Here is an 18,087-nt window from a genome sequence, read left to right on the forward strand (position 1 = left end):
CGTAACGAGGTGGAAGGAGGCTGGGGGATGCCGATTCGCGTTTTATTATTTGCCATAGCAGCAGCTTTTCTCATTGCCGTATTATTAGGCCCCCTTTTCATCCCATTCTTGAGAAGACTTAAGTTTGGGCAGAGCATCCGAGACGAAGGGCCGAAGTCTCATCAGAAAAAAGCGGGCACTCCTACAATGGGAGGCATTATTATTATCTTGGCCTTATCTTTTACTGTTTTTAAATTTGCCAACTCATCTATGGAAGTTTTCCTCTTGATGTTTCTTACGCTTGGGTATGGCTTGATTGGTTTCTTAGACGATTTCATTAAAATTTCTTTTAAGCGTAATCTGGGCCTTACGGCAAAGCAAAAACTATTTGGTCAATTAACCATAGCGGTGATTCTTTATTACGTTTTAATGCAGTTTAATTACGATACAAAGGTATACATCCCAGGAACCTCTTGGGGACTTGAGCTAGGTTGGATGTATTTACCCTTCCTGATCTTTATCACGGTTGGGGCATCCAATGGGGTAAATCTGACGGATGGATTGGATGGACTGCTCGCCGGTACAAGTGCTATTGCCTTTAGTGCTTATGCCATTATTGCCTGGATGTCAAGCCAGATGAACGTTGCTATTTTCTGCGCTGCAGTTGTAGGGGCCGTTTTAGGCTTCCTTGTGTTCAACGCTCATCCTGCCAAGGTGTTTATGGGGGATACCGGATCTTTAGCTTTAGGTGGGGCACTGGCAGCCGTCGCGATTCTAACCAAGACTGAATTGCTGCTCGCTATTATAGGAGGGGTATTTGTACTTGAAACCTTATCCGTTATGATTCAAGTCATTTCGTTTAAAACAAGAGGGAAGCGTGTGTTTCGGATGAGTCCGCTCCATCACCATTTTGAATTAGGCGGCTGGTCAGAATGGAGGGTCGTCGTCACATTTTGGCTTATAGGCCTTCTGTTTGCTGGCTTAGCTGTATATATTGAGGTGCTGAACTAATGACTAAACACTATGATCGTAATTGGATCCAAGGAAAAAATGTCGTGGTTTTAGGTCTAGCTAGAAGTGGTATGGCCGTTTCACGCTTGTTAGCCCAAAAGGGGGCTCAGGTTATCGTCAATGATCAAAAGCCAGAAGCTGAGCTATCAGGGGTCTCTGAGCTTCAGGCATTGGGCATTCAAGTCATTACGGGCGGTCATCCTGAAGGATTGATACACCCAGGGACTGATCTCGTGGTCAAGAACCCGGGTATCCCTTATTCCAGCGAGCCGGTTCAACAAGCGCTAAGGCTTGGGGTACCCGTTATCACTGAGGTTGAACTGGCAGCAGATTGGAGTTCGGCTCCGCTCATTGGAATTACCGGTTCAAATGGGAAGACCACGACGACCACTCTAGTTGGTTTAATCCTTGAAGAGGCGGGGAAGAATCCGATTGTTGCAGGTAATATCGGAACGGTCCTCTGCGAAAAGGCGGAAACAGCTCGGCATGATCAAATTATCGTTGCCGAGCTTAGTAGTTTTCAATTAAAGGGAACCGTCCATTTTCGTCCAGCCATTGGCTGCTTATTAAACATTACTCCTGCTCACTTGGACTATCACCAGACATGGGAAGACTACATAACCTCTAAAGGAAAGCTCTTTTCCAATATGCAGGATGAGGATGTCGCGGTGTTGAATGGGGATAATCCAGGGTGCCTAGAGGTTGCGAAATCGGTTCGCTGTCGCACGCTATGGTTTAGCCGTCAAAGAGAAGTAGAACAGGGGAGCTATGTCAAAGATGGTTTTGTTTATTTCCGCGCAGGTGATCGGGAGGAAAAGATAATCTCCATAGACGAGATAGGAATTCCTGGCGCACATAATCTTGAGAATGTACTGGCGGCTACGGCTATCACCAAAAGTGTGGGTGTAGAGAGCTCAGTCCTGAAGAATGTGCTCACGACATTTATGGGAGTGGAACATCGACTTGAATTTGTAACCGAGTGGAAGGGAGTTAAATATTATAATAACTCCAAAGCGACTAACGCTGAAGCCACCATCAAGGCACTTGAGTCGTTTCGTTCCCCGATTGTCTTGATTGCTGGAGGATTGGATCGTGGAGATGAATTTCTAGAGCTGATTCCCATCCTAGAGCAGAAAGTAAAAGGGATTGTAGCCTATGGCCAAACGAAAGAAAAGTTCATAAATATTGGTAATAAAGCAGGATTGAAGCAGCTTGCCTCCGTCGATAATGTAAATGAAGCCGTCTTACAAGCCAGTAAGATGGCAACCGCGGGCGACATTATATTGCTTTCCCCAGCCTGTGCAAGTTGGGATATGTATCGTTCCTTTGAGGAAAGGGGAAGCATTTTTAAGGAGTCCGTGCATAAGCTTAAAACAAGCCTGTATTGAAGGAGGCAAGCCTTAAGGCAGCTTTCGCAAACGTTTGACGTCTTTTCTCGCAACGCTTGTCCTCAATGTACGGCTAATAAGACGATATAGAGGTGGCGGCTTGTGGCAAAGGCTAGATCAACCCCTGATTTTATCATTATCATTTCAACGCTAATCTTATTGTGTATCGGTGTCGTCATGGTTTACAGTTCCAGCGCAGTAGTAGCCATAGGAAAAGGGGATCCTTTCTTTTTCACGAAGAGGCAGCTTATTTTTGCGGTGCTAGGGATTGTAGCCATGTTTTTTATGATGAATGTGGATTACTGGGTCTGGAAGAAATGGGCGAAAGTAGGGTTACTTACTTGTTTTGGTTTGCTTGTTTTAGTTCTGATCATTGGTAATACCGTGAACGGCGCCAAAAGCTGGCTAGGAATCGGGGCGTTTGGAATTCAGCCTGCAGAGTTTACCAAGCTTGGCATGGTCGTGTTTCTTGCGAAATGGCTATCGGAGAATCAAAAGAACATTGTGTCTTTTCGAAAAGGTTTAGTTCCGGCATTAGGAATCCCAGGACTTGCTTTTGCCCTCATTATGCTTCAGCCTGATCTTGGTACAGGCACTGTCCTCATGGGCACGGCCGTTCTCATGATTTTTGTAGCAGGATGTCGCATACAGCACTTGGCAGGTTTGGCTCTTCTTGGTGTAGCAGGATTTGTAGGACTTATTTTAGCTGCGCCTTATCGCATCAAAAGGATTACGGCCTTTATAGATCCTTGGCAGGATCCGCTAGGTGCGGGTTATCAGCTCATTCAATCCTTATATGCCATTGGACCCGGTGGGATTATGGGCTTAGGCTTAGGAATGAGCCGGCAAAAGTTCTACTATCTGCCCGAACCGTATAATGATTTTATTTTTTCCATCCTTGCGGAAGAGCTTGGTTTTATTGGCGGATCGCTTGTATTAATGCTGTTTCTACTCATTCTCTGGAGAGGTATGAGGGTCGCTATTACAGCTCCTGATCAATTTGGCAGCCTATTGGCTGTGGGAATTGTGGGCATGATCGCCATCCAGGTCATTATTAATGTAGGTGTTGTAACGGGGATGTTTCCTGTCACCGGTATCACCTTGCCTTTCTTAAGTTATGGGGGATCATCACTAACCTTGATTTTAACAGGTATGGGTGTCCTTCTGAACATTTCTCGCTTTGCTAGATAAAAATTCAACCCATCGAATGGGATTGGATAGATTGAAGTGGTGATTGTACAGATGAAAATTATCGTTTCTGGCGGCGGAACAGGGGGGCATATCTACCCTGCTCTAGCCATAGCCAAGCAAATAATCGAGCAGCATCCAGACGGGAAAATTTTGTACATTGGCAGTGGAAAAGGCCTAGAAGCCGATATTGTCCCTAAAGCTGGAGTGGACTTTAAGGCAATCGAAATTAGTGGCTTTAAGAGAAGTCTTTCAATAGAAAATATAAAAACGATTATTCGATTTTTTCGCGCGGTGACGGAATCGAAAAAAATGATCCGTGAGTTTGGAGCTGACGCTGTGGTTGGAACTGGGGGGTATGTATGCGGACCGGTTGTGTATGCTGCAGCAAAATTAGGAATCCCGACGTTAGTACACGAGCAAAACGTGATACCAGGGTTGACTAATAAATTCTTGTCTCGACATACAGACCGCATTGCCGTTTCGTTTTCGGGCTCCGCCCAATATTTTCCCAAGGATAAAGTCGTGGTCACAGGAAATCCCAGAGCCACTGAAGTGGCGAAGGCTGATCCAGAACAAGGGCGTTCTTCGCTAGCTGTCCGGCCTTCCCGCAGAATCATTTTAGTTGTAGGAGGGAGCCGAGGGGCTAGAGCAATTAACGAGGCTTTTCTACAAGCGGTCCCTGAACTCGCAACGAAGAAGGATCTTCATTTTATATACGTAACCGGAGAAGTCCACTATCAAAAGGTCAAGGAACAGCTAGAAAAGCACGAGATCCAATCCAATGTAAGTGTTTATCCGTTTATATACAATATGCCGCAAGTACTGGCAGCAACGGACTTGATTGTGAATCGGGCTGGGGCCTCATTCCTAGCTGAAATCACTTCGCTGGGTATTCCATCCATTCTCATCCCATCTCCCTATGTAACCAATAACCATCAAGAAAAAAATGCGAGATGGCTGGAGGAACATGGAGCAGCAACCGTCATTCTTGAAAAGGACCTTACAGGACCTTCTCTCATTGAATCCATTGATCACATTATGATGAATAAAACCAAGTGGTTTGAAATGAAAGCTGCTGCCAAAAAGCTGGGAGAGCCTAAAGCCGCTAATAAACTTTATGAAGAGTTGAAACGCCTAGTTTCTAAATAGGCTGATGTCACAAAATGAATAGGCCCAGCATAAAATATATTAATAACGTGATATGAACATGATCCTGCGGCATTTTCGGAGGGGGGAAGAAGGGTAATGAAGCAAATAGTAGAGGAACTGTTGAAAGCTGATATAGGAACGGTATTAGAGAATGAGCCCCTTGCCAACCATACAACTTGGAAAATTGGAGGCCCAGCAGATATATTTATACAGCCTCGAGACAAATATGGCTTGGCAAGCGCTATGAAAATAGTTTATAAGTATAAGCTTCCCTGGCGCGTGATTGGAAAAGGCTCCAACTTGTTAGTACAGGATAAGGGTATCCGCGGAATAGTGTTTAAATTGGCTGATGGATTGGATCATCTTCGTTTCGAAGATGATGTGGTGCATGTTGGAGCTGGGTATTCGTTTATTCGGCTCTCGGTTATGGCAGGAAAAGAGGGACTCACGGGATTGGAGTTTGCGGGCGGAATACCAGGTTCTGTAGGTGGGGCTGTTTACATGAATGCAGGTGCTCATGGATCAGAGCTATCACGAATTTTCAAATCAGCTGAGGTATTGACCGAAACCGGTGAGCTTGTTGAATATTTGCATGAGGACATGAAATTTAGTTATCGTCATTCTATCCTTCAAGAAACAGGTGGCTTAGTCGTATCTGCCGTATTGCAGCTGGCTCACGGGAATCGTAAAGAAATAGCAGATTCAATGGCTAGCTTCAAAGATAGAAGGAGAGCTACACAACCACTTCAGCTGCCATGTGCTGGCAGCGTGTTCCGAAATCCGCTGCCTGATCACGCAGGAAGGCTCATAGAGGCTGCTGGATTAAAAGGATACTGCATTGGCGATGCACAAGTCTCGGAGAAGCATGCCAATTTCATTGTAAATCGGGGAAGGGCGACTGCCCAAGATGTTCTTATGCTGATTGATTATATACAAAAGGAAATTGCTGAAAGGTATAAGGTTCAGTTAGTTCCAGAAGTTGAGGTGGTGGGTGAAGGATAATCCGGAGGTGAAACCATGGAGAAATTTGCTGTCCAAGGTGGAAGGCCCTTGCACGGAAGCCTGCGCATCCACGGATCCAAGAATGCGGCCCTTCCGATACTTGCCGCCACAGTGCTGGCGGAAGGCCAGTACTCCATTCAGGATGTTCCTCACCTAACCGACATTTCAGTCATGCTCCAAATCCTCAATGCACTTGGGGCCAAAGCCAGTCATAACAATTCAGTAGTCACGATCGATACTTCCTCGCTGTTTTCCTCACACATTCCAGAAGACCTAATGGGACAAATGAGATCTTCCATATTCTTGATGGGTCCGATGCTTGCTCGCTTTGGTGAAGTCACGATTTATCCTCCAGGGGGCTGCGCGATCGGAGAAAGAAAAATTGACCTGCATATACATGGACTAAAGGCACTCGGTGCCCATTTTTCTTCGACGGAAAACTATATTTACTGCCAGGCCGATCGGCTGATTGGGGCAGACATCGATCTTGCTTTCCCAAGTGTTGGGGCTACAGAAAACATAATGATGGCTGCAACCTTAGCCCAAGGGACTACAACGATAAACAATGCGGCGAAAGAGCCGGAGATTGTTGATTTGCAAAACTTTCTCAATCGGATGGGGGCTAAAGTTCAGGGAGCCGGAACATCAAAGATTATTATAGAAGGTGTTGCTCGACTGGATGCGATTCACTATCAAGTGATACCGGATCGGATTGTTGCAGGCACGATGTTGCTGGCGGCATCCGTGGCTGGAGGAAGCCTTACGATTGAGAATGTGATAGCAGATCACATTAAACCCCTGATCGAGGTTACCAGGCAATGTGGTGTTGAAATAGACTATGCCCGTGATATAATAAATGTAGCCAGAAAAGGACCCGTTCATGCGGTTCCTCTCATTACAACAGGACCTTATCCTGGTTTTCCGACGGATATGCAGGCTCAACTGATGACGTTCCTCTCTTTGACTAGAGGTTCTAGTATTATCCGCGAAACCATATTTGATAGTCGATATAGGCACGTCGATGCCCTAAGAAAAATGGGGGCCAAGATTGAGATCATGAAGAATGAAGCCCATATTGAAGGAACTGCATCTTTACGCGGTGCTGAGGTAGACGCCACGGATTTACGAGCGGGAGCGGCTATGATCTTGGCTGGATTAGCAGCAGAGGGAACTACGCTGGTTAGCCAAGTCCACCATATTGATCGAGGGTACGAAAGAATTGAAGAACAGCTGCAATCGATTGGGGCTTGCATTAAACGAATACAGACTTAAGTGAGAAGCGGCATAGATCTTATGCCGCTTTTCAAGCGTAAAGTAAAAAATATAAATATAGAGAAAGTTCTTAGGAGAGAGGAGACAAGCTATGGGGGATTTTGAGAGAGTTCCCACTTTGACCAAGGAGCAGAAAAAGAAAAGGAAAGGCAACCGAATTCTTAAGGGGTTGGGATCGGTGTTCTTGGTTGGCCTTTGCATTCTTATTTTTTTTCGTTCTCCCTTAAGCAAGGTAGATGAAGTGAACATCACAGGGAATGAAATGTTAGAAACGGATCACGTTATTGCCCTCAGTAAAGTAGCAAAGGGAGATTCTTTTTTTTCGGTGCAACCGTCCGAGATTGAAGAAGAATTAAAGAAATTGCCAGAGGTTAAAGAAGTTCTTGTCACGCGCGAATTCCCGGGAAAAGTATGGATTGAGCTTTTGGAATACCGGCACGTTGCTTTTTTCATGGAAAGCCATACAAAGATCATTCCAGTTTTGGAAAATGGAATACGGTTGGAAAATAGGGTTTGGGATGATAGAGTTATAGATAAGCCCATTTTGCGTGAATGGAAGGATCAAGTACTCCTTGCTAAATTATGTGAAGAATTAATGAAGGTGGAACCTCTTGTACTGCATGCTATATCAGAGATTGAGCCTGCATTGGTTGAGGATCCGCAAAGAATAATTCTTTATATGAAGGATGGATATGAGGTACATACCTCCATACGTCATTTTGCTAAGAATATGTCTTGGTATCCCTCCTTTGTTGCGAATCTGAAGCAAGAAGGAAAAGATAAGGGGACAATCATGCTCTTAGATGGCAAGTGGTTCATCCCTTATGAAAATGTGGATGGTAAAGCGGGGGGCAACTGATGAAAATACGTAGAATACATGTTTATCTTACCTTGGTCTTATTGGCTTTCGGTTTTATTGTCTCCTACTCCGTACAGTTCACCAAGAGCATTTCTACAAGCACGACTCCATACACGGACTCTCAATGGGAAAAGAAACAGAAGCTGCAAGAGAAAATCTTAGAAGAACAAATTCAAGTACAAAAATTAGAAGAGCAATTACAGAAGATTAAGCACAGAGTCTCTGAAATTGAACGAAAGATGGGGGAACAAGAGGACCAGGCTCGTGAAGTACTAGAGCAATTGGATGAGGTTCGTATGTGGGCTGGTTTATTGCCTGTTACGGGAAAAGGGCTGATGGTCGTGCTCAATGACAGCAAAACACTTCCTGAGTCAGGCAATATGAATGATTATATCGTCCACGAAGAACAGATTCGACAAGTTGTTAATGAGATGTTTTCGGCTGGTGCAGAAGCGATTAGTATTAATGGGCAACGCCTTACATCTATTTCTGCCATCCGCTGCGTGGGACCGACGGTGCTTGTGAATGAAGTGAAAATTGTCCCTCCATTTGAAATCTCGGGTATTGGTGATCCGGATATCTTGGTAACTGCACTGGAAATGCCAGGAGGAGTCATCCAAAACTTTAAGGATTGGACGAACATCGAGGTGAAGCTCGAAAAGAAGGAAAAAATGGACTTACCTGCCTATACAGGAGATAGCCAAAAGCTCTTCCGTTCCGACAACTCCGTAATGAAAGAGGATTCTTAGCATGAGGCCAAGAAAAGAAGTTCCATTTATTATCATTTTAATCAGTATTATTATTGGATTTATGCTGGCTGTCCAGTTTAAGTCCTACAACACAGCCGCAGCGCCAGAATCTAAAGATATTTCCCAGTTGCGTCAAGATCTTCAGAAAGAGCTAGAACGCCATCAGCGGCTTCTTACGGAAATATCAAAGTACGATCAACTGCTCTATGAGTATGAGAATCCTTTAAATCAGGCTGACTCCGTTAAAGTCATGAAAGAGGAATTACAACGAATTCAAATATTCGCGGGATTAGCTTCACTTGAAGGTAAAGGTTTGACGATTAAAATTGAGGAAATGCCGCAATTTTCTAGTCAGCAAGAGATGAGCAGCTTGACTCAAATCTATGATGATGACCTGCGATACATCGTCAACGAATTATTTGGAGCTGGTGCACAGGCGATCTCTATTAATGGCAACCGGATGAACCCGACAACTTCGATTCGCAATGTTGGCAATGATATTCAGATCGATACACGAGTAATTAAGCTTCCGTATGAAATTAGGGTGATCGGTGATCCGGATGTTTTGGAATCGGCGATGAAGCTAAAAGGATTTGAAGAGTACTTTATGGTCATCAATAAGAAAATAACAATGAAAAAGCTAGACAAATTACTAATTCCTGCCTATGATGGAAAAGGTATGATCCGTTTTATGAAACCGCTGAAGGAAGGGTCATAATAAGATGTGGTTACCGATTATTGGTCTCATTGTTGGTATTATTTTAGGTCTTTCCTCTGAATTCACCGTGCCTGTAGAGTATCGCAACTACTTATCCATTGCCGTGCTTGCAGCGCTAGATACCGTTTTTGGAGGAATACGCTCCTATTTAGAAAATATTTTTGATATTAAAGTCTTTATGTCAGGTTTCTTTTTTAACACCCTTTTAGCAGCTGGACTAGCTTTCTTGGGTGTTTATATGGGAATTGACCTTTATCTTGCGGCCATATTTGCTTTCGGTGTGAGGCTATTCAATAATATAGCTGTTATACGAAGAATTATGATTGGACGCTGGTTTAATGACAAGTCCTATAACGATTAAGCAGAGAATACGACTTTTTTTTCAGTGCTTAATTGTCTGAATAGCTCCATTTGTTGGTTTTGTTGTAAATTATTGTTATACGCTTTTTGAGAAAAAAAATGTAAAAAAAAAAGGGAATCTAGAAGGGATGTTGAATTTAAGTTAATAGGCTAAAAAGAATTTTAGCCTAAACATCCCAACAAGTAGGGGAGAAGGGCGTTTGTCTCCTTCTTCTTTTGAAAACAGACTGTTAATAGATTTGGAAGCTGGAGTTCATGCAGGGGAGGTGCCAAAGGATTGAACAACAACGACCTACTAGTAAGCTTAGACATCGGTACATCCAAAGTGAGAGTCATAATTGGAGAAGTCCATAATGGATCCATTAATATCATAGGGGTAGGCACAGCAGAATCCCAAGGAATAAAAAAGGGAGCCATCGTTGACATAGACCAGACGGTTCTTGCTATAAGAGAAGCTTTAGATCAAGCGGAACGAATGGTGGATGTAAGCATACGAGATGTATACGTTGGAATCTCAGGCAATCATATTGAATTAATTATTAGTCACGGTGTGGTTGCTGTTTCCAGTGAGAATAGGGAGATCGGTGATGAGGATATCCGTCGGGTAACCGATGCAGCAAAGGTTATCGCAATTCCTCCCGAAAAGGAAATTATTGATGTCGTTCCTATTGAGTACACGATTGATGGGTTATCCGGAGTGAATGATCCTCATGGGATGATCGGTATCCGATTAGAGATGGAAGGAACTATTATCACGGGTTCGAAGACCATAATCCATAACTTGTACCGTTGCGTTGAGAAGGCAGGGCTAAATATTGCCGGCTTCTACCTTCAGTCCTTGGCAGCAAGCGATGTCGCTCTTTCTAAGGATGAGAAGAACCTGGGCGTTGTGCTAGTCGATATGGGAGCTGGATCTACGACAATTGCTATCTTTGAGCAAGGAACATTGGCTGGTGTGAGTACGATACCCATCGGCGGAGATTACATAACAAGTGATATTGCTTACGCACTCCGCACTTCCACTGAGGAAGCGAAACGACTGCAAGTCAAATATGGGTCAGCGATGATAGACCATGCTTCTCCGAACGAAAAGTTTAAGGTGAAGAGGATTGGCAGCAATACAGACTTAGAATGCACGCAATTGGATCTTGCCCATGTTATTGAGCCCAGAGTCGCTGAGATTATTGGCTTGGTTCAAGATGAAGTAGTTAAGCTCGGCTACTCAGGTGAGATTCCTGCCGGCTATGTATTGACAGGGGGCGTCGCAGGGATGCCGGGAGCAGTAGAACTGGCAAGAGAAGAGCTTCAAGTCCCTGTCCGTGTGGCGATGCCAGATTATATCGGCGTTCGCGATCCTTCTTATACAATTGGAGTAGGATTAATCAAGTACGCATCTAAACACTCGGTTATTCGTCAACCTATGACGATGGAGAAGGAAAAGGTGCCCGCCCAAGTGAAAGCCATAAAGAAGCCAACCAATCCGAAAGATAAGGATAAGGACAACGGTGTAATTGATAAAGTTAAAAATTGGTTTAGTGAATTTATTTAATTGGATTTAAACTTAATATGGTTTAAGACATGTGAGGGGGACTAGCAAGAATGTTGGAATTTGACTTAGATAATGACTCACTTGCTCAGATTAAGGTCATAGGTGTCGGTGGCGGTGGCAGCAATGCTGTAAACCGGATGATTGAAATGGGTGTGCAAGGAGTACAATTTATTGCAGTAAATACGGATGCTCAGGCTCTTCAATTATCTCGAGCCGAACAAAAGATTAAAATTGGTGAGAAGCTTACTAGAGGTCTAGGTGCTGGCGCCAATCCGGAAGTTGGTCGTAAAGCAGCAGAAGAAAGTCGTGAACTGATCGAAAATGCATTGCGTGGAGCTGACCTTGTTTTTGTTACTGCCGGAATGGGTGGAGGAACAGGGACTGGTGCTGCACCTGTCATCGCGGATATTGCAAGACAAATGGGAGCATTGACGGTAGGGGTTGTAACGAAGCCATTCTCATTTGAAGGAAGAAAACGCTCCATGCAAGCGATGAATGGTGTCAATGCCTTGAAGGAGAAAGTAGATACCTTGATCGTGATCCCTAATGATCGTTTGCTAGAAATCGTTGACAAGAATACGCCTATGCTTGAGGCTTTCCGTGAAGCGGATAACGTTCTTCGCCAGGGTGTACAAGGGATTTCTGACTTGATTGCTGTTCCAGGATTGATCAACCTCGATTTTGCTGATGTGAAGACTATTATGACTGAACGTGGCTCTGCCCTTATGGGGATTGGAGTAGGTACAGGTGAAAACCGTGCAACAGAAGCGGCTAAACAAGCAATCAACAGCCCATTGCTTGAAACTTCCATTGATGGAGCACGCGGCGTATTGTTAAACATTACAGGTGGGAACAACCTGAGCTTATATGAAGTCAATGAAGCTGCTGATATTGTTGCTTCAGCATCTGATCAAGAAGTGAACATGATCTTTGGTGCTGTTATTAACGAAAACCTCAAAGATGAGATTATTGTAACGGTAATTGCCACTGGTTTCGAAGAAGCCGCCCAAAAGCCAATCGGTAACCTGGACAAGCGTCCTCAACCAAGTGCTGTTAGCAATGCTAGAACTCAGGTAGCTAGTGCTAAAGAAGAAGAAAGAGTAGAGGTACGACCTTTCCAGAACTTCAATAGCAATAGCCTAGATGTTCCTACTTTCCTACGCAATCGTCGAAATCGAAATACACCTCCAAAGAAATAATGTAAAAAAAACTTCGTATTGAATGTTTCAGTACGAAGTTTTTTTTGTGTTCAATCTCCGAGAGGAGTCTTTTTATTTTTCGACGAAAATAGTGGGTATCACTCGGCAGGATTAGACAGACTTTGAATGGGCTTTATTATATACTGATAGCACTAAGAGGCAATGTAAGGATTTGGCAACTGCTGGTATAGGAGCCTCATAGGAACTGAGAGGAGGGGGCTTGGAGATGAAGTGACGGTTTATTTAGATCTCATTTTTCTAACCAACTTTCTCATTGACTGGATCCTTCTTTGGAGTACGGCTTTTGTCTTAAAGCTCAGACCGCGCTGGTATAGACTCGGACTAGGTGCTGGTTTAGGGGCCACTTATACATTAGTCATTTTTTATCCCTACTTGACTAGCCTTTTTACTTTTTTTACAAAGTTGATTTTTTCTGCACTTATGGTATTTTGTGCGTTTGGTTTTTATCGCTTACAGGTGTTTTTAGAGCGAATCCTCACGTTTTACATGGTTGCCTTCATTCTTGGAGGAGGATTGCTCGGTCTTCATTATGCTCTGCAAACTGAAAGTGAAGTGTTCTCTGGCATCGTACTCACACAAACAGGGGGGATGGGAACTTCAATCACTTGGGGCTTTATTATTATAGCCTTCCCTGTACTATGGTGGCTATCAGGAAGAGCGCTGAGGCAATTAAACGTGACGAACCGAAAGGCCGTTTTCTTTGTGGATATGGAGATTAGAGTAAGCGAACAAGCCGTGACATGCAGAGGATTAATAGACACGGGAAATCAGCTTTATGAACCCCTTACTAGATGGCCAGTAACCATAGTAGATCTTCACTTATTTGAACAAGTCCTTCCCCCGACGTTGTATCAAGCGATCAAGAATAAAGAAGATCTGAGTTCTCATGAGCTTCTATTGAATTTAGACGATAGTTGGCTAAATAAAGTAAGAATTATCCCTTATCGCAGTGTTTCTAGAGGGATGGACTTATTACTTGCCTTAAGACCCGATACAGTTAAGATAACGCTAGATGGGACGACTTACGAAACGAGAAAGGCATTAATCGGTTTGAATCCCCAAGCTCTATCTTCGGATGGAAGCTATCAAGCCATTGTGCATCCCCAAATGACGGATGAGTCTATCCGGATTCAAGAAACAGAAAAAGATGCTAATTTGCCTAAGCAGGCTATGTAAATCATGAGGAGTAAGGAGGAATCTATGATTACTCGATTTAGACTATTGGCTCAACTTATGTGGTATCGATTATTGCTGTTAGTGGGCGTTAAGGCAGAAGAAATCTACTACATTGGTGGGAGCGAAGCCCTTCCTCCCCCGTTGAGCAGGGAGGAAGAAGAGTATCTCCTTGGTAAACTGCCAAAAGGTGAAGCCGCGGTAAAAGCTATGCTTATTGAAAGGAATCTTCGTCTGGTAGTCTATATTGCTAGGAAATTTGAGAATACCGGGATCAATATCGAGGATTTAGTGAGTATAGGTACCATTGGATTAATTAAGGCCGTTAATACCTTCGATCCTGAAAAGAAAATCAAACTAGCTACTTACGCTTCTCGTTGTATCGAAAATGAAATTCTGATGTTCTTAAGAAGGAATAGTAAGCTTAAGTCTGAGGTATCTTTTGATGAACCTTTAAATATCGATTGGGATGGTAATGAGTTACTCCTATCAGACGTTTTAGGAACAGAGAACGATACCATCTACCGTGACCTAGAAGACCAGGTAGACCGCAAATTGCTATACAAGGCTTTAGACAAACTGTCAGATAGAGAAAGAACCATTATGGAGCTGCGCTTTGGTTTGAATGGTCATGAGGAAAAAACGCAGAAAGATGTAGCGGACATGTTGGGGATCTCTCAATCGTATATTTCTAGATTAGAAAAAAGAATCATCAAGAGGCTTAGAAAAGAATTTAATAAGATGGTCTAGATAAAAGGGAGTGTTAGACTCCTTTTTTCGTTTATGCATAAATTTTCCCTCTCAGGAGATAATTAACTTTAACGCTGCTCCTAGGAGGGAGAAAGGTGACACGAAACAAAGTCGAGATTTGTGGCGTAGATACATCAAAATTGCCTGTATTAACGAATAAGGAAATGCGGGAACTGTTTGTTGAGCTACAAAATGGGAAATACCATGCGAGGGAAAAACTTGTCAATGGAAATCTGCGTTTGGTGTTAAGTGTAATTCAGCGTTTCAACAACAGAGGAGAATATGTTGACGATCTTTTCCAGGTAGGATGTATAGGGCTCATGAAAGCCATCGATAACTTTGATCTTGGACAAAACGTCAAATTTTCTACCTATGCTGTGCCCATGATTATTGGAGAAATACGGCGATATCTTCGCGATAATAATCCAATCCGTGTGTCGCGGTCATTGCGGGACATAGCCTATAAGGCTCTGCAAATTCGAGATTCACTAACGAATCGAAACTCCCGTGAACCGACCATCTACGAAATATCGGAAGCCTTGAATGTTCCTAAAGAAGACGTTGTCTTTGCTTTAGATGCCATTCAAGATCCTGTTTCCTTGTTTGAGCCGATCTACCAAGATGGTGGAGATCCCATTTATGTTATGGATCAAATTAGCGATGAGCGAAACAAGGATATCCAGTGGGTGGAAGAAATTGCGCTTCGTGAGGCCATGCACCGATTAAATGACAGAGAAAAACTCATCCTGTCGATGCGCTTTTTCGAAGGAAAAACGCAAATGGAAGTGGCCGAGGAAATCGGAATTTCACAAGCACAAGTATCAAGGTTGGAAAAGGCAGCCATTTCTCAAATGCAAAAGCATGTACAATAGAATATTAATGAATAAAGCATCCAGTATCTCTGGATGCTTTATATTTTTTGTCACATGTTTGCCCATCCGTAACATATATATAACTGTAAGAATGGGAGAGCCATATTAAGGGTGGGCTATTTTATGATGAAAATTTCCGAGTTCCAAACCAAGGACGTTGTGAATATTCTGGATGGCAGACGATTAGGGCAAGTAACCGATTTAGAAATTAATCTGAAGCTCGGACAAATCGATGCCATCGTTGTACCTGGTCACAGTAAATTTCTAGGTTTCTTTGGTGGAGGTAATGACATAGTAATCCCTTGGAGAAACATTGTGAAAATTGGAAAAGATGTAGTCCTCGTCCGTCTAGAAGAAGGGCATTACAAAGAACCCAAGCAGTTGGAAGAGGAAGGTTATAAGCCTTATTAAACGTGCTCATTGGAGGGAGAGGATTCCTCATCAATTGAGCGCGTTTTTTCTTTTTGGGTTAGGGTGTATCGGTTTCATTGAGGCTATAGAGCAGAATATGGTAAGATGAAGGATATATATGGCGGGAGGGTTAAACTTGGAACCATTTGTACTGGAACAAACAACTTCCCTACTTCGATTGGCCGCATGGGAGGAGCAGTTTCCTGGATTAGTAGCAGGATTCACGACCAGGATAGGAGGAGTTAGTACAGCCCCTTATGCTTCAATGAATTGTGGACTCCATGTTGGAGACGATATACAAGCCGTTGTAAGGAACAGAAGAAATCTTTCTTCGCTCCTTCATTTCCCGTTTGAGGGGTGGACTTGTGCTGACCAGGTACACGGGAATCACATTACCTTCGTTGAGTCAGCCGAAAAAGGGCGAGGGAGAAACTCGTTGGAGGATGCTCTTGCTGCTTCTGATGGCTTGGTAACGGCAGAGAAGGATATTCTACTGGCTTCTTTCTATGCGGACTGTGTTCCACTATTGGTGATAGACCCCGTAAAAAGAGTCATTGGGATTGCCCATGCAGGCTGGAAAGGAACTGCAGCGATTATTTCCCAGAAAATTGTCGAATCCATAACGGAGCGTTTTGGTTCCCATCGACAAGATATTAGAGTGGCTATTGGTCCATCAATCGGCTCATGCTGCTATGAAGTGGATGATCGTGTAGTCGATCAGATTTCTGTACAGTTGGTCGGAGAGAAAGAAGATTGGCTGGTTTCCAAAGGGCAAGGAAAATACCAAATTGATCTTAAGTTAGTAAATTACTATTTGTTCATTCAAGCAGGGATTCATCCTGAGCATATCCTGCAGAGTTCCTGGTGCACCAGCTGCCGGAATGATTTGTTTTTTTCTCACCGAGCAGATGGCGGAAAAACGGGCAGAATGGCAGCCTTCCTTGGATGGCGTGATGAGGTGTAGACGTTGAAAAATATTCCAGAATCCTTACAAATGATTAAACAAAGAATCGAGGCTGCTTGTCGTCGCGTCCACAGAGACCCGAAGGAAATTGAAATTGTGGCTGTCACGAAGTACGTCAGTGTAGAAACAACGAAGGCTGCCCTCGATCACGGTGTGGTTCACCTAGGGGAGAGTCGCGTCCAAGATGCAATACCCAAATGGGCAGAGCTGGGTCAACGGGGGACATGGCACTTTATTGGACATCTGCAAACGAATAAGGTAAAAGACATTATTGGCCGCTTTGCTTATGTCCACTCCCTTGACCGTCTCTCTCTTGCAGCAGAGATCGAAAAGCGTGGAGAAATAAACAATACCGTCACAAATTGCTTTGTTCAAGTCAATATTTCCGGAGAAGAGACAAAATTCGGATTAGAACCGAAACAAGTGTTGGAATTTGTCAAAGAAACAAGTAAGATGAAATATATAAACCTTTGTGGGCTGATGACAATGGCACCTTACGAACAGGAAGCCGAAGAGACACGTACTATCTTTAAACAATTAAGAGAGCTACGGGACGAGCTGAACGCCCTTCAGCTGCCTAGGGTACAACTAACCCATTTATCCATGGGGATGTCCAATGATTTCGAAGTTGCTATAGAAGAAGGAGCCACCTTTATTCGTTTAGGTTCCGTCCTGGTCGGAAATGAAAGGAAGTAGGAGGAGATGAAGCCGTGGGAGTAATGAACAAAATTATGGGTTATTTGGGCCTCTCAGGAGAAGAAACATACGACGACTACTCAGATCGAGCGCAATCTAAGCAAGAGGTGGAGTATGAGGAGCCTGCGAACAAAAAGGCCAGAAACAACGTGGTCAGTTTACAGCATGCCAAGGAACAAGTGAAAATGGTACTTGTAGAACCCCGAGCCTATGACGAGGTTCAGGAAATAGCAGATCATCTTCGTTCTAGAAGACCTGTAATCATTAACTTGCAACGAGTGAGTGGTGAGCAAGGGAAGCGAATCATCGACTTTTTAAGTGGAACTGTATACGCTTTGAATGGAGATATCCAAAAGGTCGGCCAAAATATCTTCATGTGTGCACCGGATAATGTGGATATTCAAGGAACTATTTCTGAATTATTAATGAATGATGATACATATCCAAGATAAAAAAAATAATATAATGATAGAGAAAATCTATCCAAAGGGGTGAAGCGGTTGGCAGGAACATTAGAGACTTTCATACGCTTTGCATTGCAGATTTATACCTTTATGATTTTTGGCTATATTCTCATGTCATGGATTCCTCAACTAAAAGATTCACCGCTAGGAGACCTGCTGAGAAGAGCCGTTGATCCTTACTTGCGCCCTTTTAAACAAATTATTCCTCCTCTGGGAATGATTGATATTTCCCCCATCGTGGCTTTATTTACACTATACTTTGCGGAAGAAGGCATCATTTATCTTCTACATCTACTCTTTGCATAAGGAT

20 protein-coding genes are annotated in these 18,087 nt (G+C 43.5%); all 20 read left to right on the forward strand.

The genetic code is table 11. The features are described from left to right. The first annotated feature begins 27 nt into the window (after positions 1 to 27). Positions 28 to 990, forward strand: coding sequence for a phospho-N-acetylmuramoyl-pentapeptide-transferase (mraY, locus tag EIZ58_RS09030; RefSeq protein WP_134700268.1), 963 nt, complete (start codon positions 28 to 30; stop codon positions 988 to 990). Beyond that, complete coding sequence (gene murD, locus EIZ58_RS09035) at positions 990 to 2,378, forward strand: UDP-N-acetylmuramoyl-L-alanine--D-glutamate ligase (protein ID WP_134700269.1); 1,389 nt, start codon at positions 990 to 992, stop codon at positions 2,376 to 2,378. Before mraY ends, murD begins: the two co-directional genes overlap by 1 nt. Before the next feature lie 102 nt (positions 2,379 to 2,480). Next, entirely contained in the window at positions 2,481 to 3,569 is a 1,089-nt protein-coding gene (gene spoVE / locus EIZ58_RS09040) for a stage V sporulation protein E (RefSeq protein ID WP_134700270.1), read from the forward strand. A gap of 51 nt (positions 3,570 to 3,620) precedes the next feature. Beyond that, entirely contained in the window at positions 3,621 to 4,718 is a 1,098-nt protein-coding gene (gene murG / locus EIZ58_RS09045) for an undecaprenyldiphospho-muramoylpentapeptide beta-N-acetylglucosaminyltransferase (RefSeq protein ID WP_134700271.1), read from the forward strand. A 96-nt stretch (positions 4,719 to 4,814) separates the two neighbouring features. Beyond that, positions 4,815 to 5,720 carry a UDP-N-acetylmuramate dehydrogenase gene (murB, locus tag EIZ58_RS09050; protein ID WP_134700272.1) on the forward strand — a complete coding sequence of 302 codons (906 nt, stop codon included), beginning with the start codon at positions 4,815 to 4,817 and terminating at the stop codon, positions 5,718 to 5,720. A 15-nt stretch (positions 5,721 to 5,735) separates the two neighbouring features. Continuing rightward, the gene (murA, locus tag EIZ58_RS09055; protein WP_134700273.1) at positions 5,736 to 6,992 is read left to right on the forward strand and encodes a UDP-N-acetylglucosamine 1-carboxyvinyltransferase; all 1,257 of its coding nucleotides are present in this window, start codon (positions 5,736 to 5,738) and stop codon (positions 6,990 to 6,992) included. Between the two features lie 91 nt (positions 6,993 to 7,083). Continuing rightward, a complete protein-coding gene (locus EIZ58_RS09060) occupies positions 7,084 to 7,851 on the forward strand; it encodes a cell division protein FtsQ/DivIB (protein WP_134700274.1) in 768 nt (255 codons plus the stop codon). Next, a complete protein-coding gene (locus EIZ58_RS09065; protein WP_134700275.1) occupies positions 7,851 to 8,600 on the forward strand; it encodes a DUF881 domain-containing protein in 750 nt (249 codons plus the stop codon). The genes EIZ58_RS09060 and EIZ58_RS09065 overlap by 1 nt, the downstream gene beginning before the upstream one ends. 1 nt (position 8,601) lies before the next feature. Then, positions 8,602 to 9,318 carry a DUF881 domain-containing protein gene (locus EIZ58_RS09070; RefSeq protein WP_134700276.1) on the forward strand — a complete coding sequence of 239 codons (717 nt, stop codon included), beginning with the start codon at positions 8,602 to 8,604 and terminating at the stop codon, positions 9,316 to 9,318. A gap of 4 nt (positions 9,319 to 9,322) precedes the next feature. Continuing rightward, the gene (locus EIZ58_RS09075) at positions 9,323 to 9,679 is read left to right on the forward strand and encodes a small basic family protein (RefSeq protein ID WP_134700277.1); all 357 of its coding nucleotides are present in this window, start codon (positions 9,323 to 9,325) and stop codon (positions 9,677 to 9,679) included. 276 nt (positions 9,680 to 9,955) lie between these two features. Then, on the forward strand, positions 9,956 to 11,227 hold the full coding sequence (ftsA, locus tag EIZ58_RS09080; protein WP_134700278.1) for a cell division protein FtsA: 1,272 nt from the start codon (positions 9,956 to 9,958) through the stop codon (positions 11,225 to 11,227). 50 nt (positions 11,228 to 11,277) lie between these two features. Next, a complete protein-coding gene (gene ftsZ / locus EIZ58_RS09085) occupies positions 11,278 to 12,426 on the forward strand; it encodes a cell division protein FtsZ (RefSeq protein WP_134700279.1) in 1,149 nt (382 codons plus the stop codon). Positions 12,427 to 12,657: 231 nt separating this feature from the next. Further along, positions 12,658 to 13,623: a sigma-E processing peptidase SpoIIGA gene (gene spoIIGA / locus EIZ58_RS09090; protein WP_167577583.1), complete on the forward strand. Its 966-nt coding sequence runs from the start codon at positions 12,658 to 12,660 to the stop codon at positions 13,621 to 13,623. Positions 13,624 to 13,647: 24 nt separating this feature from the next. Then, positions 13,648 to 14,370 (forward strand): RNA polymerase sporulation sigma factor SigE, encoded by a 723-nt coding sequence (sigE, locus tag EIZ58_RS09095; protein WP_134700281.1) that lies wholly within the window; start codon positions 13,648 to 13,650, stop codon positions 14,368 to 14,370. A 95-nt stretch (positions 14,371 to 14,465) separates the two neighbouring features. Next, positions 14,466 to 15,242: an RNA polymerase sporulation sigma factor SigG gene (sigG, locus tag EIZ58_RS09100; RefSeq protein ID WP_134700282.1), complete on the forward strand. Its 777-nt coding sequence runs from the start codon at positions 14,466 to 14,468 to the stop codon at positions 15,240 to 15,242. 123 nt (positions 15,243 to 15,365) lie between these two features. Beyond that, a complete protein-coding gene (locus tag EIZ58_RS09105; protein ID WP_134700283.1) occupies positions 15,366 to 15,653 on the forward strand; it encodes a YlmC/YmxH family sporulation protein in 288 nt (95 codons plus the stop codon). Between the two features lie 136 nt (positions 15,654 to 15,789). Beyond that, positions 15,790 to 16,617 (forward strand): peptidoglycan editing factor PgeF, encoded by an 828-nt coding sequence (gene pgeF, locus EIZ58_RS09110; protein ID WP_240688996.1) that lies wholly within the window; start codon positions 15,790 to 15,792, stop codon positions 16,615 to 16,617. A gap of 3 nt (positions 16,618 to 16,620) precedes the next feature. Further along, the gene (locus tag EIZ58_RS09115) at positions 16,621 to 17,313 is read left to right on the forward strand and encodes a YggS family pyridoxal phosphate-dependent enzyme (RefSeq protein ID WP_255438233.1); all 693 of its coding nucleotides are present in this window, start codon (positions 16,621 to 16,623) and stop codon (positions 17,311 to 17,313) included. Positions 17,314 to 17,327: 14 nt separating this feature from the next. After that, entirely contained in the window at positions 17,328 to 17,765 is a 438-nt protein-coding gene (locus EIZ58_RS09120) for a cell division protein SepF (protein WP_134700285.1), read from the forward strand. Positions 17,766 to 17,813: 48 nt separating this feature from the next. Beyond that, entirely contained in the window at positions 17,814 to 18,083 is a 270-nt protein-coding gene (locus EIZ58_RS09125; protein WP_134700286.1) for a YggT family protein, read from the forward strand. Positions 18,084 to 18,087 lie beyond the last annotated feature (4 nt).

It is taken from the genome of Ammoniphilus sp. YIM 78166, from assembly GCF_004522215.1.
Classification (GTDB): Bacteria; Bacillota; Bacilli; order Aneurinibacillales; family RAOX-1; genus YIM-78166.

Coding starts and splice junctions, on each gene's coding strand:
- mraY (WP_134700268.1), top strand. CDS start 28: ATGCCGATTCGCGTTTTATTATTTGCCATAGCAGCAGCTTTTCTCATT.
- murD (WP_134700269.1), top strand. CDS start 990: ATGACTAAACACTATGATCGTAATTGGATCCAAGGAAAAAATGTCGTG.
- murG (WP_134700271.1), top strand. CDS start 3,621: ATGAAAATTATCGTTTCTGGCGGCGGAACAGGGGGGCATATCTACCCT.
- murB (WP_134700272.1), top strand. CDS start 4,815: ATGAAGCAAATAGTAGAGGAACTGTTGAAAGCTGATATAGGAACGGTA.
- murA (WP_134700273.1), top strand. CDS start 5,736: ATGGAGAAATTTGCTGTCCAAGGTGGAAGGCCCTTGCACGGAAGCCTG.
- EIZ58_RS09060 (WP_134700274.1), top strand. CDS start 7,084: ATGGGGGATTTTGAGAGAGTTCCCACTTTGACCAAGGAGCAGAAAAAG.
- EIZ58_RS09065 (WP_134700275.1), top strand. CDS start 7,851: ATGAAAATACGTAGAATACATGTTTATCTTACCTTGGTCTTATTGGCT.
- EIZ58_RS09070 (WP_134700276.1), top strand. CDS start 8,602: ATGAGGCCAAGAAAAGAAGTTCCATTTATTATCATTTTAATCAGTATT.
- EIZ58_RS09075 (WP_134700277.1), top strand. CDS start 9,323: ATGTGGTTACCGATTATTGGTCTCATTGTTGGTATTATTTTAGGTCTT.
- ftsZ (WP_134700279.1), top strand. CDS start 11,278: ATGTTGGAATTTGACTTAGATAATGACTCACTTGCTCAGATTAAGGTC.
- sigE (WP_134700281.1), top strand. CDS start 13,648: ATGATTACTCGATTTAGACTATTGGCTCAACTTATGTGGTATCGATTA.
- EIZ58_RS09105 (WP_134700283.1), top strand. CDS start 15,366: ATGATGAAAATTTCCGAGTTCCAAACCAAGGACGTTGTGAATATTCTG.